This window comes from Mesotoga sp. UBA5557 (assembly GCF_002425715.1).
Lineage (GTDB): Bacteria > Thermotogota > Thermotogae > Petrotogales > Kosmotogaceae > Mesotoga.
On the sequence record NZ_DIMV01000099.1, the window covers coordinates 24,541 to 40,365 of the forward strand.

9 protein-coding genes are annotated in these 15,825 nt (G+C 45.6%); 8 read left to right on the plus strand and 1 reads right to left on the minus strand.

Going from position 1 to position 15,825, the window contains the following annotated elements:
- The first annotated feature begins 647 nt into the window (after positions 1 to 647).
- From B3157_RS12290 to B3157_RS12320, 7 genes are read left to right on the plus strand one after another with little or no spacing between them, the layout of a single operon-like run.
- Entirely contained in the window at positions 648 to 1,385 is a 738-nt protein-coding gene (locus tag B3157_RS12290; RefSeq protein WP_181815882.1) for a FadR/GntR family transcriptional regulator, read from the plus strand.
- Positions 1,375 to 3,564: an MGH1-like glycoside hydrolase domain-containing protein gene (locus B3157_RS12295; RefSeq protein WP_292590737.1), complete on the plus strand. Its 2,190-nt coding sequence runs from the start codon at positions 1,375 to 1,377 to the stop codon at positions 3,562 to 3,564. Before B3157_RS12290 ends, B3157_RS12295 begins: the two co-directional genes overlap by 11 nt.
- A gap of 45 nt (positions 3,565 to 3,609) precedes the next feature.
- A complete protein-coding gene (locus B3157_RS12300; protein WP_214078344.1) occupies positions 3,610 to 4,911 on the plus strand; it encodes an ABC transporter substrate-binding protein in 1,302 nt (433 codons plus the stop codon).
- A 55-nt stretch (positions 4,912 to 4,966) separates the two neighbouring features.
- On the plus strand, positions 4,967 to 7,237 hold the full coding sequence (locus tag B3157_RS12305; protein WP_292590738.1) for a carbohydrate ABC transporter permease: 2,271 nt from the start codon (positions 4,967 to 4,969) through the stop codon (positions 7,235 to 7,237).
- Between the two features lie 15 nt (positions 7,238 to 7,252).
- A complete protein-coding gene (locus B3157_RS12310; protein ID WP_292590739.1) occupies positions 7,253 to 8,089 on the plus strand; it encodes a carbohydrate ABC transporter permease in 837 nt (278 codons plus the stop codon).
- A gap of 37 nt (positions 8,090 to 8,126) precedes the next feature.
- Entirely contained in the window at positions 8,127 to 9,158 is a 1,032-nt protein-coding gene (locus B3157_RS12315) for a glycoside hydrolase family 172 protein (protein ID WP_214059724.1), read from the plus strand.
- A complete protein-coding gene (locus tag B3157_RS12320) occupies positions 9,139 to 12,240 on the plus strand; it encodes an amylo-alpha-1,6-glucosidase (protein WP_292590740.1) in 3,102 nt (1,033 codons plus the stop codon). Before B3157_RS12315 ends, B3157_RS12320 begins: the two co-directional genes overlap by 20 nt.
- A gap of 911 nt (positions 12,241 to 13,151) precedes the next feature.
- On the opposite strand, the gene B3157_RS12325 is transcribed toward B3157_RS12320, so the two are convergent.
- A complete protein-coding gene (locus tag B3157_RS12325; protein ID WP_292590741.1) occupies positions 13,152 to 13,850 on the minus strand; it encodes a MerR family transcriptional regulator in 699 nt (232 codons plus the stop codon).
- 401 nt (positions 13,851 to 14,251) lie between these two features.
- Between B3157_RS12325 and B3157_RS12330 the strand changes: the two genes are divergently transcribed.
- Positions 14,252 to 15,679 (plus strand): DUF1254 domain-containing protein, encoded by a 1,428-nt coding sequence (locus B3157_RS12330; RefSeq protein WP_292590742.1) that lies wholly within the window; start codon positions 14,252 to 14,254, stop codon positions 15,677 to 15,679.
- Positions 15,680 to 15,825 lie beyond the last annotated feature (146 nt).

Here is a 15,825-nt window from a genome sequence, read left to right on the forward strand (position 1 = left end):
ATGAGAAGGATAACAGCAGTTGGGCTGCCAGTAACACTTACAGTAGTCGGGTTCATTGCGATTAAGGCCGGCGTAGTGATTACTAGTTATCGGAGGCGAACATATTTGTAGTGAGATTACCGGCTCTTTGTAAACACCATAGCGCTCGTCAAGTATGCGAAGCCCTTCTGTCTGTTAAGAGTGAACGAAGAAAAGGTATCGACCTCAAGCAAGAGATATTCTTCGGCTTGGACTATCATTGCAGTTCAATAATGTAAAGCTAATGAGTCTTCCGGTAATGATCCCTCTGTTCCTGAAATGCATCAGTTGTACTGTTTTGTCTTTTATTTAGGAAGTAGGCGAACCATCCGATTTCGGTTCTGTTATTCGTCCGACCATAAGAGCTGGTCAACTGATTGCGATAAATTTCACCTTGTCTCTTCGCGAAAGTCTTTTCTTGCTTCAGAATACTCAAGTCATAGTTGTTGACAACAACATTTTTCTCGGTAAAGATGGAATTCGTTTTCTTAGATAATCCCCTGCAGATAAACCTAACGAAACGCAGGCAGCTATAGTACGTCTGAAGTATTCAATGGTTGAGGTAATAAAATATGATTAATTTGTCTGGTGAGTAGACAACAAATCAAGTTGAGGTAGGTCAATTGGCTATGAAAGCAAGAAGACGAACCGCGACAGATGTAGTAAACAAGCTCAAGAAAATGATAGTCCTCGAGGATCTAGAGAGACTTCCAGGGGAACTCGAACTTACTGAACGATTGGGCGTAAGTCGAACCGTTGTGCGTGAAGCGCTCAGGGTTCTCGAATATGAAGGCATAACCAGAACCGTTCACGGAAGCGGAACTTTTGTTCTTAAGAGAACGAAGTTAAGAATTCAGTTCAATGTCAATTTTGAGATTGAGACAGACAGCGCAAGAGACATATTTGACTTGATAGAAGTCCGAAGCACTTTAGAGAAATCTGCGATAGCTCTCGCAATATCCAATTCAAGTCAGAGTGATATTGAAGAGTTTTCTCGCTGTATGGAAAAACTTCTAGAGGCTATAAGAGACAAGCATGACCTCGCAAATACAGACGCCGCCTTCCACAAGAAGATATTTGAGATCTCTCACAATCGATTCCTCAAGGAGGTTTTCGACGTGGTCTTTGATGGACTTGAGATCTTGTGGAAGTCGCCACTTGGATTGGATACTTTCGGAGATGCCGGACTGCCTCTTCATGAGGACCTCTATGAGGCAATAGCATCCAGAGACGTTAAGGGCGCACTGAGAGTCTACGATCAGATCATCGAGATTGACAAGAAGGACATAGTTGACCTAACTGGTTATGGTCGGGAACTGCTTCATAACTGCCAGGGAGTTGATAGGAGTGACTCATATGAAGATTGATGTACTGAAGATTCTTGAAAGAGATGACAAATGGTACTTAGGAGGGGGGAACAGGCTCCTATGGGCTCCTCCATTTCCGTTGTTTCTCGATAGTCCGGGAGCATGGGATTTTCTGAGTTACTTTGACATGAGAATTGATCCAGGTTATGCGATCAGCACAATGAAGAATGGAATCCCAATCGATTTCAGGTGCGTAGACAGGACATGGAACCCCGCGGTTCTTAAGAGCAGGTTTTCGGCTGAGAATATTGAGTTGATCGAAGAGAAAGCTTTGCTAGAAGAGGACTTTCTTCTCTCAAAAGTAACGCTCAAGAACATGGGCGAGGAACCGATCGAGTTGGATGTTGTGGTTTGGACAGCCCAGCAGTGCTCTGAGAGTGATCTAGAGACAGATATAACGCATGCAGAACCTGCGAAAAACGGAATTCTCTTCGGAAAGAAACTCATCAAACCAAACAGAAGACCAATCGAGTCAGAGGTGATGTTAGCACTTGAAGCCATGGAGAACTACAACATTACCTTTTCAGAGAGAACGGCCAACATCCCGAATTTCAGATTGACTCCATTCTACGAGAAACTTAGCAAGAAAGGGCTCTTGGCCGGAATCGTCAATAATGGCATTAACAGAAACGGACTACTCTACATGGGCGTTCACAGAAGAATCACTATCGATCCGATGGACGAGTCTGTATTTGTCTGTGGTCTTGGTGCCGCGCAAAGTGGAGAAGAGGTTATTGAGAGAGGAGAAAGGCTGCTCAGTATAGATCCTGTTAAAAAGAGCACGGAAACCTGGAAACGGTATTTTGCATCGTTGCCTCAGTTTCGCGTTAGTGATCCATTCATGCAGACATATTACTACTACAGGTGGTATGGACTAAAACTGTTCACAAGCGAGGTTAGCGAGTCATTTATGAAGCATCCGGCAATTGCCGAAGGCCTCGACTACTTCAGAGCACTGATCACTTACAGCGCACAATGCCATATCCTGGAAACTCGCTGGTCCAACAGTCCGAGTATTGGTCAAGGGAGTCTGCTGAACTTCTTGGAGAATCAGAAAGAAGATGGGGCGTTCGTAGGTCATATCTATGTTAACCAGATTCAGGAGAACGGTTTCTACCACGCCGACTGGGGGAGGGCGATTCGGGATCTACATAGTGTTCACCCAGATATTGATTTCATAAGCAGGATTTATGAACCACTAAAGAAGTATCTAGCCTACTTCGATTCATCTAGAGATCAGGAGAACTCCGGACTCTATGATGTAGTCGATCAGTTCGAGACAGGACAGGAGTTTATGAGCAGATACACTGCCGTTGATCCAATGTCTGATAGGTACGGCTGGACAAATAATATAAGGCTTAAAGGCGTAGATGCAACAGTCTATGTATACAACCTCAAGAAGGCGCTCTCCTGGATGGCGGGAATTCTCGGTCTTGATGAAGAAAGCAGCCGTTTCAAATTGAGCGCCGAGAAGACGAAGAAGGCCGTTCTTGAAACAATGTGGGATCCGGATTACGAAATCTTCTCAGATGTCAATCCAGCCAATTTCAAGAGAACGGGAGTGAAGGCAGCAGTATGCTTCTATCCCTATCTAACGGATATCGTAGATGAGTCTCACATTCCTGGTCTCAAGAAGCATCTGCTCAATCCAGCAGAGTTCTGGACCGAGTTCCCAGTACCAGCAACAAGTCTAGATGATCACTCCTTCAGTCAATGGGCCGAATGGAAAGGCAAAAGACACAACTGCCCCTGGAACGGAAGAGTATGGCCAATGACAAACAGCCATATCGTAGACGTTCTAGGAATATGTGCAAGAAGATTCAAAGACCCACTCCTTCGCGAAAAGACTGTTGAGATTATCGAGAAGTTCATCAAAATGATGTTCTTTGACGGTGATCCAAGAAGACCGAATTGCTTTGAACACTATAACCCTTTCAACGGAAGGCCGAGTATCTACAGAGGTGTCGATGATTACCAGCATTCATGGGTAATCGATCTTCTGATCAGATACGTTGTAGGCATTGATATCTCTGAGAATGGAATCGAATTTGATCCATTTCCCTTCGACCTTGATTTCGAGATCGATAATCTGGAGGTTGCAGGAAGGCAAGTTAGAGTTGTTTCGAATAATGGCGCGGTTGAAGTTCAGCTTGGCGGGAAAACAACTGTAATCAATTAATCACCCGCATTCTAGCGGACAGGTAATCAAAATGGAGGTGGGAGTATGCAAAAGGTAAGATATCTGAAGGGTTCTCTTGTGATTGCTCTGATTTTGCTTTCTTCACTTGTACTGGGAGCAACCAAGCTCAGAGTCGCGACCTGGGCAGGCGCTGAAGAAGCAGCTCTTGACGAAGCAATCATTGCCGAATTCATGAGGCTGAATCCGGAGTATGAGGTAGTCTACGAACCGGTTCCAGGCGACTATTATCAGAAAATCCTGACCGACATCGGAGCGGGAACTCCACCCGATGTCATTCTGCTTGATGCCGAGATGATTCCTGCATTTGTCGAAGGCAACTACTTGACAGACATCAATCCTTTCATCAGCAGGCTGAGCAGAGAAGGTGCAAGCGGCACCAACTTGGACGAGTATTTCCCAGTACTTGTCGACATCTTCAGATCAGGTAGGAGTCTGTACGCCCTTCCAAAGGACACGAGCCCAATTGGGATATTCTACAACAAGAAGGTCTTTGATGAACTTGGCGTGCCTTATCCTCCTCAAGATGGTTGGACAATGGAGGAATTTGCAGAGACCGCTCGTCTCTTGAGCAAGGACACTACTGGTGATGGAAAGAACGACGTTTGGGGCTTCGCTTTCCCGTCATGGGTCGGTGTTGTTATACCACTCCTTTGGGCAGGCGGCGGAGAGGTCTTCAGCCCGGACTTCACTCAGACATCTGGTTATCTCAACAGCGATCTGAACGTGAATAATTACGCCTTCTACATCGACCTCCTCTCAAAGGGATATGCACCTTCTCCTCAAGAGGCTAGCTCTTTGGGCGGAACTTCTGCACTCTTCTATACAGGGAAAGTGGGGATGGTAATCACAGGTAGATGGTTCAACGTGTCAATCAGAGGTCAGATTGCCAAGGGGGCTGACCTGGTTGTTGGAGCTGCACCAATACCTTACGCAAGTCCTGAAAGCAAAGCAACCGTAACCTACGCTTCCGGTTGGGCGGTCCCTGTCAACGCTCCCGACAAAGCAGGCGCGACAAAGCTTGCTGCATTTCTCTCAAGCGAATTTGCTCAAACAAAACGTTGTTTAGAAGGCGGACTGGCAATATCTGCAATAAAGAACATCGCAGAGCTACAGGCAGCTCAGGACGAACTCGACGCAGCTTTCATCAAGATGCTTGATTTTGCAAGAGTCCCGGTTGGTTCTCAGACGAAATACTATAGACCGCAGTTCGAAGACACATGGGCAGAGGCATTTGACAGGATGAACGTAGGTGGAGAGACCGTCAAGCAGGCAATGGATTGGGCTGCAACAACAATGGACACGTATATCGAAAAGGGTGAAAACTGATTTCTTCATCTGAGGGGCAGTCTGCACTGCCCCTCGTTTTCCGGGAGGGATGGCTTTGAGGCACTACAAGATCATTGTCGGGTTACTGGTGTTTGTTGGCCTTCTGATGATATCGGCATTTGCCATTTTGGGTTTCTATGCCAGAAATGGCCTCAATGACTTCTTGGTTGAGAGTGAGGCTTCTTTGCTAAGAAGCTTCAAACTCAACTACCAAAACCTGACGGCCTACATCGACCTGGAGATGGATCCTTTGATTGAGAGGCCAGAATTAGTCACTGCCGTACTCGAGAGTTTTTCAGATGACGTTGTCTTTGCTGGCTTGTTCGATTACTCAGGCAACCTGATTGATGACTTTGGTTATTTTGCGCCGGATAGTCTATCTTCCTCCCTGTTTTTCGAAAATCTTACCTTTTCGATTGGATATCCGAAGACTGAGCTCGTCGTTTATGGTGATGAAACATACATTCAGACTGGGATACGCCTACTTGACGACAATATCCTTCTGGTTGTTCTCGACAGATTTGACGATCTTCTCGACAAAGCAAGTGAAACGTATGAAAGAGATTTCGTCGTTTACTTCGGTGACGAAAATGATTTCGCTGTTCCCAGAGATTCGCCCAGAATAGAAGACGACTTGATTCGTAGTCTCTTCAGAAAAACGATAAATAGCCAAAGACCAGAATCTGCGGAGATCTCATTTGAAGGAAGCAAAGCGTTGATAAACGCAATTGCGGTCTATGATTCCGACAACTGGGATGTAATTGGATTCTTCTCAACTCTCACAACCGATGCGGATTGGGAAGACAAATACACCTCTTTGTCGCTTTTTCTGTGGATCTCTGCTCTTGCTTCATTCGTTTTTGCCGTTTTCGTCTTGCTCTCATTCTACAAGAAGGCAGCATCCCACGCCGCTCTGAATAAGCGTACTCGTATGATATTTGGGCTGACAGCATATCTGCCTGCGATCGTACTGATCGCTTCATTCGCCTTCTTTGTCTTTGGTGAAGCTCTTGGAGAGATTAGCGAAGGCGTTGGGTTGAAGAGAGCAAAGGCCTGGTTCAATGATGTTGAACATTTAGTATTGAAGGGGGACCAAGGGTTCTTCGTTGATTTCGTTGACACATCGAGACGAAGTACGGGAGCAAACTTCATTGTCCAGCACGAAGGCGAAGTGGTCGCCTCTAATCTGACTGCCAGAAGAATCTCGAATCTCGAGATAGTCACATCTTCTCAAGTAAATGGAATAGAAACCGGTTCTGCGAAAGTCAATGATGTGATTCACACATATGCAAGCCGGAATATTGGCGGATACGATTTCACTGTGTTGTTCGAGGAGACTCTTAGAGAAAACTCTATCTTGTCTATTCAGTTCTTCTCCATAGGGGCAATTCTAGTACTTCTGGTAATGGTAATAGTAAGCGTCTTTATAGTGACAAACATTGAGTCTCACAAACTTATAACACGAACTTTCATTGGTTATGGTTTTCTACTGCCGGCTCTTGTCCACCTTGTCTGGTGGGCGGTCGGTCCTATGGGTTTTGCGCTGTTCCTCGCGTTCAGAAGATGGAGTATCGTTGATGCAGCTAAGCCGTTTGTTGGACTCGAGAACTTCATTGAGCTTTTCGGAGATCTGAAGTTCTGGAATGCAATGAAGAATACTGCAGTTTATTCGATTTACGTTCCAATAGGGATGTTCATTTCTCTCCTCCTGGCAATTGCCGTAAACAAGCTGGGGAAGCTATCTATTGTCTTGAGAGTTCTCTACTATCTTCCCGTTGTAACTGCAGGGGTCGCAACTACAATCGTGTGGCGCTGGATTTTCAATCGAGACTTCGGGGTCCTGAATTTCATTCTTGGCCTTGTCGGAATAAAGCCAATAGCCTGGCTTGAATCACCTCAGTTCGCACTGATATCAATGATGATAATCGGTATTTGGTCTGCTATTGGCAGTCAACTACTCATATTCCTGGCTGGGCTCCAGGGCATTCCGAAGGACTTCTATGACGCGGCTGCAGTTGATGGAGCGAGCAAACCAAGAATTTTTTGGAAGATAACGCTCCCACTGCTCAAACCGACGAGTCTCTTCGTTCTTGTCACCAGCGTCATTGGGTCATTCCAGGTCTTCACTCCAATTTATGTCTTGACCCAGGGAGGACCTCTTAGGTCAACAGATGTCGTCTTCTATCATATCTGGCAGTCTGCCTGGGTGGATATGAGAATGGGGTACGCCGCAGCACAATCGTGGATCTTGTTCCTGTTGCTGGCCGCACTGACTCTGGTGGAGTTCAAGCTCTTTGGCAAAGAGAGCTGGCAGGCTTACTTCTAGAGAGGAGATGATGAGATGAATAACAGATTCTTCTCGATTTTCGTCAAAGTAGTAATTATGGCTTTGCTAATTCTTCTCGGACTATCCACACTACTTCCTTATATTCTCATGATCTCTTTCTCATTCATGGCAGAGTTTGAAATGTACAGACTTCCACCAAAGCTGATCCCGGATGTTCTTCGTTGGGAGAACTACGTGGAAATGTGGCAATCGCAACCATGGGGAAGATATATCTTCAACACTTTATTCATAACAATTGCAGTGCTTATTGGCCAGATAATCCTGGTAGCGATGGGCGGTTACGCTCTCTCTCGCTTACACTTTCCGGGTCGAGATTTCATGTTTAAACTATTCATTACTTTCATGCTTCTCCCTGGAGTTGTTACTCTCATTCCGGGATTCATCATCCTGCACTCGATGAACTGGGTTGATACCTATTGGGCGATGATAGTTCCAGCGCTTGGAAATATCTGGGGAATGTTCCTCATGAGACAGTATATGCTTAGCCTTCCAAGCAGCTTAGAAGATGCCGCGAGAATAGATGGAGCGTCTTCCTGGCAGATATTCTGGAAAGTAATCATGCCTCTTTGCAAACCGGTGATTGCAACAGTTGGGACCTTCACTTTTCTTTCACAGTGGAGATCTTTCTTCTGGCCATTGATAGTTACGAGAAGCAAAGAGATGCGAGTTATTGAAGTCGGCGTAGCGATGTTCTCCTCTCAATACGTAACAAACTACCCTGCACAGATGGCCGCTGCAGCTCTTTCGTCTATTCCGATGATATTGGTCTATATTTTCGCCCAGAAATGGATCGTTCAGGGAATAAGACTTACATCGGGCTACGACAAGTAGCCAGTCGCTGGCAGAACAGAAGAAAGGGGTGATCAACTTGTCATTCTTTGGTGACATATGTGAGATCAAAAACGAATGCTCACGATCGATTTCTGCGGAGAATCCCGACGGAAGTGTTTCCGGAGGAGCTCTTGAACGTCCTGAAGGGAAGGGGTCTGCAAGAAAGCTTGGACAGGGGTGGAAAGTCAGACCTTGTATCGAGCTTCCAGCAACGGGAAGAATCGAACTGGCAAGAATTGAGGGACCCGGTACTATAAGGCACATCTGGATAACCGTTGACAGTAACGCATACAGAAGCTGCCTGATAAGGTTCTACTGGGATGGGGAACAATCTCCTTCAGTTGAAGCTCCGCTAGGAGACTTCTTTGGTTGCACTCACGGATTGAGATACAATATTAACTCGCTTCCTGTGGCGGTAAATCCATCGGGCGGATTCAACTGCTACTGGCCGATGCCTTTCGAAAACTGCGCGAGAATTGAAGTCGAGAACCTCTCTCCAAAGCCTTTTCAAAACTTCTTCTATCAGATTGACTACTCACTGGGGAGTATACCTGAATCAGCCGCATACTTCCATGCAGAATGGAGAAGATCGATGACCACTCGAGAGTGTCCGGAACACGTAATCCTGGACTGTGTTAGCGGCATCGGTCATTATGTGGGCACGGTTGCCTCCTGGACTCAGTTCTCAAATGGCTGGTGGGGAGAGGGAGAAGTCAAGTTCTTCATTGACGGTGAAGAAGACCCAAGTATCTGTACAACGGGAACCGAAGATTACTTTGGAGGTGCATGGTGTTTTGGTGAGTCCTTCTCCGCTCCTTTCTGCGGTTACCCCCTATGGAAAAGAGATGAGGGACAGGTTCCCAGGCACGGCCTCTATCGCTGGCATATTCCTGATCCCATACGGTTCAGCAACTCAATCAAAGTAACAGTGCAAGCGCTTGGCTGGTATCCCGACGGGACATTCCAGCCCTTGACGGACGATATTGCCACAGTAGCTTACTGGTATCAAAGGGAGCCTCACTTGGACTTTTCAAAGAGATATTCTCAGGATGAACTGTGGTCGAGGTAAGAAACTGCAGATGATCTGTGTCATTGAAGAGAAAGGGAACCACCTCGCTGAGATCATTCAGAAAGCTGGATACCAAACCAGTGCGAGAGTTGATTGCGATAAGAATGAACTGACAATACTGAACAACATCGTACCGGATCTGAAATCTCTATCGCCCTCAATAGGCACCAAACCCATAATTCTGATAGGAAAGGCCGTCAGAATTATTGAAACGATTGGGGTAGAGGATGCCGGCACTATTGAAGAGCGAAGAGTGTTTATGGACAGCTCCCCGTGGGACAAAAGGGGATTTCAATGCTATAAGAACCACCCTCTATTTGAAGGATTGTTTGGAGGCTTCTACAGCATCCATCTCAACGGCCTTGAAAAGATACCGAATGTCTTCTACTATCTTGGCAGTAGAGCAAAGGTAGTGGCCGTTGAGAAAAGATATATAAGCTATATTAGGGAGAGAAAACTGATTTGGCTTCATGATATTGGAGGCTTTCCAGTTCTCTCTATAGGAGGCTATCTTTCATTTGAGGAACCCGATAATCCGTATAATGCCGAAGCACGAAGGTTCATCGAGAACAGCATCCTCTGGATGCTTTCTCCTAACAGACAAGGCAAATACTGGATAGAATCGGACTCGGTATTTGTTCAGACTTCAGAGACTTCAGATCAAAGACTTCCATCAGTCTTGTCAGTGACTAACTGGCCAGTTCCGTCTATGGAAATCGAAAACGCAAGAGGTTACATCAATTCCACAGGCCGACGTATTCTTGCAAATCTCTCTGTCCATAGAATTGAAGAAGTGTGGGTGCATCCCTTCCGAATCTTTAGATCCATGGAGTTCTCTATAGATGGAGAACACTTGTCAGAAGCGCTCAATAGGGTTCTCTACACACCCGAAAGAGTCGTATATAAGCTTTGCTGCGGAGAGATAACTGTCTTCTGTAGTCTAGAGAACCCCTATCTGTTCTTGCAGTTCGATTTCTACGACTACATAGAACACAGCATTGATATTCGTATCGAATCTGATCTCAGGATAATGTGGCCAATGGATGATGCTTTCAACGGAGAAAAACGGTTCACCAAACTTGATAACGGGTTCATTCTTAAGACCGAGGACGGCCAGATCAAGAGCCTGTTCATCTTCTCGAGTCCATCATCACTATCTCTGGATAGGATTGACAAAGAGATCTCAGTGACGATTGGTAGCAAAGTGACAGGAACGGCCGTGCTCTCGGTGATCTCATGTATCGAAGACGAAGAGCTCCCGAAGCAAATCGATATGCAAGATGAGATACTCAAGGCCAACGAATTCTACCTGAAGTACCTCGAGAAGGGGCGGATCATAACAGATGACTCAAGACTCAATGAGGCTCTTGACATGGCAAGAATTGGAGCAATCAAGTTCAGAGTGACCGTACCGAATCTTGGAACTGGCCTTGTAGCTGGATATGCTTCAAGTAGACCGGGCTGGTTCAGTGCGAGGCCCGGCTACGCCTGGTACTTCGGCCGAGACAGCCTCTGGTGCTCACTGGCATTTCTCGACAGTGGAGACTTCACCACCGTCAAAGAGAATCTAGAACTTCTAATGAAATTCCAGAGAATCGATGGAAAGATCTATCATGAACTCACTACCAGCAATGTTGTTCACTATGACGCTGCCGACTCCACTCCCCTCTATCTTTACGCGATGTATAGGTACTGCTTGCAGAGCGGCGACATAGAATTCGCAAGGAAAAACTGGGGCAGAATAGAGAAAGCTCTAGACTACTGCTCAGAAACCGATTCAGATGGTGACGGTCTTATTGAAAACACTATTGCTGGCCACGGCTGGGTCGAAGGGGGAAAACTGTACGGCGCAAAGGCCTCATTCTATTTGAACTGCATATGGATTGCAGCTCTCAGGGGCATAGAAATGCTTTCCAGTTATCTTGGAGAGGAAAGGGTTAAGTCTCATTTGTCAAATCTACAAGAACGATGCTTGATTGGCCTCGAAAAACTATACGATCCTGAGACGGGTTTTGTGCTGGGAATAGATGAAGCGGGAAAGCAAATGAAATTCAGAACGATTATGTCTTCAATGGGTTTGATCTTCAACTGTGTGCCTCACGAAAGAATCTCCGCCCAGATCGAAGATCTGGCTAGTGATGACTTTTCCACCGACTGGGGGGTAAGAATAATAGGGAAGAGCTCAGGGATATTCAATCCCAAAGGCTATCATGAGGGAAGCGTCTGGCCTCTATTTACCGGTTGGGCTGCTTTGGCTCAGTTCAGACTTGGGGCGGATCTTGACGCTCACAATCACATGCTTGCCAATCTATACACAAATAAGGACTTCTCATCAGGGTATATCCCGGAAGTTCTACACGGAAATACCTACGAACTCTCCGGGATATGTCCTCATCAGGCATGGTCTGAAACAATGGGATTTCAACCCTTCTACGAAGGTGTGCTTGGCTTCGCTCCAAACATGATCGAGGGTATCATTGACTTTCAGCCCTCAATACCGTTAAACCTCAGGAGAGTGGAAGCTCCCTGTCTAGCGTTGGGGAGCAACTGTCTGGCGTTGTCATATGAATGTACGACACTGATTAGTGACTGGATAGAAGTGACACAGCACTTTAGAATACATATGGAGAAAGAATTCTCTGTACGTTTCACACCGTGGATACCCAAACAATCAAGTAATGTTGGGATTTCTGTCAACAACGAACCGCTTCCCGTAAGAACCCTCGACGGAATCACATCAAAGAGAGTTGAACTTGACACAAGTATATCGGGAAAGATGCTGGACATTTTTATTACTTATACAGCCCCGTTCTTGATCTTTCCAGTTGAACCACAGCTCACCAAAGGCAAAAAGAGTTCACAACCCAGGATAATATCAATTAGGAGAATATCGGAATCTGACTGCTGGCAGCTGATTGTTAGATCACCGGGAAAGATTACTTCCATTCCTATTATGGCATCCGGGAAGATCGAAGCCGAGAACGCCGACATTGTGGGCAACGAACTCATCGTGAAGGGTAATAAGAGCAATTCATACAAAACGGTGACTGTTCTTCTAAAGGCTTATTCACGAAATGCTTAGACTGTACCGTGAAAAGGCGACAACTGTAATCACCTCTGCTGAGAAAGAAAAGTCTGACAGTATGTGGTTGTGGCGTCGACGAGAAATCGACTATTTGTTGAAGTCTGCAGTGTTTTCGCTTCATTGAATTCCCCACTAGATTCTCTTTTTGTGCATAACCAGATACTATTTGCTTTATCATTAGTTCTGTTCTGAGCTCTACGCGACAAGGCGTTCTCGAATAGACGCACTCACTTATTTGGCGTTGTTGTGCTCAGTACCTGGCCTGTGAACTGAAGAGGGGCACTTCATGAGTTGGCATAAGTTGGAACCCGCCTCGTTCTGCAATTTCGGCCTATCTCAGTACCAGCGCTTCATGGGGGTGGAAACACAATGAAACTTAAACTGTTTTTCTTTGCCCTTTTCCTATCAATTGTACTTTCTTGACAACCTCATGCATCTTCAGGAGTAATCAACCACCTTTGATTGATCAATAGCTGTCAGTCCTTTCGTCAGATCTTATCTCGACTCTGGCCCTAATAATGTGCCGCTTACAAGAGACAACCGTATAATTAGCTATTCATCTGAATTATAGCTTACCACAATGATGCCGATAACGACCGTTCCGAAAATCAGGGTCTTTCACGACAGATCAGGAAGTGCCAATTCAGTTGACCTGAGTCTTGGAGAGAATATCTGCAACTCAATGCGTCTAAACGCGAAAATGAGCACAAGAAATAACTCTGGACTATTTGGAAAAAACTGCGAGTCCCAATTTCAGGACCTGTTCTAGGAAATCGCGCGATGTCTGTTTGGAACCTGGGGTTACTCCAATAGTCTTCGGCCTCAAAGTCATCTAGTCTGAGTTTCTATTGCTCTCGACCACTTTCAAGGCGCCGATCGACGAATCTCTGCATTGCCCTGGAAAGAAACTATGAAAGGCCCTCACCGAACTCATCTATGTTCACTTTGAACCGCTCATCTATCACGTACATCTGTACCAAGGCGGCAAACGACTCAATGGTGTTGTAATGTTCAAAGCTTTCGTTGAACGTATTATACATCTTCTCGATTGCTTCCTGGGCGCGGGCTAAATCGGGAACTTCGTCCCTAATCTCCGCTAGCCCTCTAAATAGCTCATCTAGTGTCTTCTCCATGTCATTCCTCTCCCGATCGCTCTTCGATGCGATAAAATCGTTGCTTTTTTCGACTGTCTCGTCACCAGAAAGTTGTCTAGCTTCTTCTTCATATGGGTTGTAAGAGAAATCAAATCCTTTGAACTTTTCTCTTTGACTCATCGAATCTTCCCCTCTCATAGTTTTGAGCGTCTTTTCAAGAGTGTTGAGCATAGCTTCAATTCTCTCTTTCTCAAGAATCAAGTTCTTCTTCTGAAGTTCTAAGGCCTTCTCTCTATCGAACCTTGGATTGCTTAGAAGCTTCTCGATCCTCTCCAGAGAAAAGCTACACTGTTTGAAAAAGAGAATCTGCTGAAGTTTATCTAGATCTCCTTCGGAATACTCCCTGTATCCATTTGCCAAATTGCGCTTGGGACTTAGAAGTCCTATCTTGTCATAGTGCTGAAGCGCCCGAACGGAGAGACCGGTGAGCTCTGCAACTCCCTTCACATTCATGTGATCCTTCCAACATTCATCAAATATTACTACGATGCGTTACAGTCAAGGACGCATCTTCTGATCAGTGTAGAACGATGTTAGCTCAGCCAGGGCGAATGCTTCCCCTATCTCATTCGAGTCAAACCGCACAGTTATGGGCATCACTTGTATCACTTTCAGGAGGTAAAGCCAAAGCAATTAACAGTTGATTACTCCGATCTGTTACTTGCCCAAACAATTTCGCCCAATATACAGTCAGATAAGCGGGAGAATCTATGTCCCGTTTTCTGTATCTTATACAGGTATAATGTGATTAGCATAAAGTGATGTGAAAACAGACCATTCATAGAGCTCATAATCGTACTTGGTATGACCACTTCCATTTGCAACACCAGGTAGTTCACATGGGGGATTCGAAGATGGATCTTAAGAAGTTAATTACCCTGCTGTCTGTGGTTGTGTTCTTGTTCGCTTTCTTAGGCGCAGGATCGACTCCGGCAACGAACAACTGCGACGAAGCAAGGGAAATCGCACGACAGGCGTATATTTTCGCTTATCCAATGCTTGAGAATTTCCGAACAATGACTCTGCAGGCCGTGATACCAGATGCGTTCAACCGGTTCAAGCATAGCAAAGGTTTGCTTGGGCCTGAATTCAGAGAGATTGTCCGCCCGAACAACGATACAGTGTTCTCGGCTGCATGGCTTGATTTGAGAGCTGAACCAATCATAATTCAGATACCTGCTATTTGCGAAAGATACTACTCCTTACAGTTTGTCGACATGTATACTCATAACTTCGCATATGCAGGAACGAGAACCACCGGTTGCGGGGCAAGGACTTTCTTGATCACCGGTCCGAAGTCATTAGTAGAAGTTCCCGAGAGCATTGATGAAGTATTCACCAGCGAAGGAAACTTTGTCTTGTGTCTAGCAAGGATTTCAATAAACCCAGAGATATCCGGTGAGATTGATGCGATACGCAAAATTCAAAAAAGCTTTCTAATCCAGCCCCTGAGTTCCTTTCTTGGTTATGAAGCCCCTAAATCTGTAAGAACAGACACTTTTCCGGTCTTCAGACAGGAACGAGCCGAGTCGGCCGGTTTTATCTACTATCTGAACTTCCTTCTAGGTCAGCTAGAAATTCATCCATCTGAGAAAGCCTTGATCGAAAGATTCAGCCTTATTGGAATCGGACCGAATCTTCCGTTTGACGAAGCAGATCTTAATTCCGAAATACGGGCTGCAATTGAGCAAGGGATTGAAGATGCCATGGAAGTTATTCTCAGACCGGGTGAACTGCTGGGAACTACTAAGAATGGCTGGAGTCTCACAAAGCGAGTCTTCGGTAATCGAAACCAGATGCAGGGTAAGTATGAGATTCGAGCTTCGGCCGCTTACATGGGTCTCTATGGGAGCGATCTTGAGGAAACCTACTATCCAATAAGTTATGCAGATGCCGATGGAGAATCTTATGATGGCTCAAGGTACAATTACCTGATCCATTTTGAAAGCAACGAAATTCCACCCGTTGGACCGGGTGGATTCTGGTCCATCACAATCTACGATGAAGACCAGTTCATGGTGCCTAATCCAATTAACAGATACTCAATAGGTGATCGGTCAAGATTGTCATACAACGATGACGGGTCTCTCGACATCTATATCCAGCATGATTCGCCAGGCCCTGATCTCGAAAGCAACTGGCTCCCCGCGCCCAATGGACCTTTTTCTTTGTCCTTGAGAATGTATCTGCCTTCACCAAGAGCCCTTGATCCTCTATACTGTCCTCCTGGAGTAATAAAGTCAGAATATAGGAATGAATGCCAGCCCGACTATCATAATTAGCTTTTGCTATTAAGTGAGCCAATCTCTGAGTTGAGACCGTACAAACGCAGTAATGATTTTTCGGAGCGTTAAACTAAATAGAATTATACGTGCTATCATTAATCAGTATGCTTCTAACATCTTATGTAGCGTTTTCAAAGCCCCGG

What these genes read in the sequence shown, in the direction of transcription:
- B3157_RS12290 (WP_181815882.1), top strand. Translation starts at nt 648, where the DNA reads ATGAAAGCAAGAAGACGAACCGCGACAGATGTAGTAAACAAGCTCAAG.
- B3157_RS12295 (WP_292590737.1), top strand. Translation starts at nt 1,375, where the DNA reads ATGAAGATTGATGTACTGAAGATTCTTGAAAGAGATGACAAATGGTAC.
- B3157_RS12300 (WP_214078344.1), top strand. Translation starts at nt 3,610, where the DNA reads ATGCAAAAGGTAAGATATCTGAAGGGTTCTCTTGTGATTGCTCTGATT.
- B3157_RS12310 (WP_292590739.1), top strand. Translation starts at nt 7,253, where the DNA reads ATGAATAACAGATTCTTCTCGATTTTCGTCAAAGTAGTAATTATGGCT.
- B3157_RS12320 (WP_292590740.1), top strand. Translation starts at nt 9,139, where the DNA reads ATGAACTGTGGTCGAGGTAAGAAACTGCAGATGATCTGTGTCATTGAA.
- B3157_RS12325 (WP_292590741.1), bottom strand. Translation starts at nt 13,850, where the DNA reads ATGAATGTGAAGGGAGTTGCAGAGCTCACCGGTCTCTCCGTTCGGGCG.
- B3157_RS12330 (WP_292590742.1), top strand. Translation starts at nt 14,252, where the DNA reads ATGGATCTTAAGAAGTTAATTACCCTGCTGTCTGTGGTTGTGTTCTTG.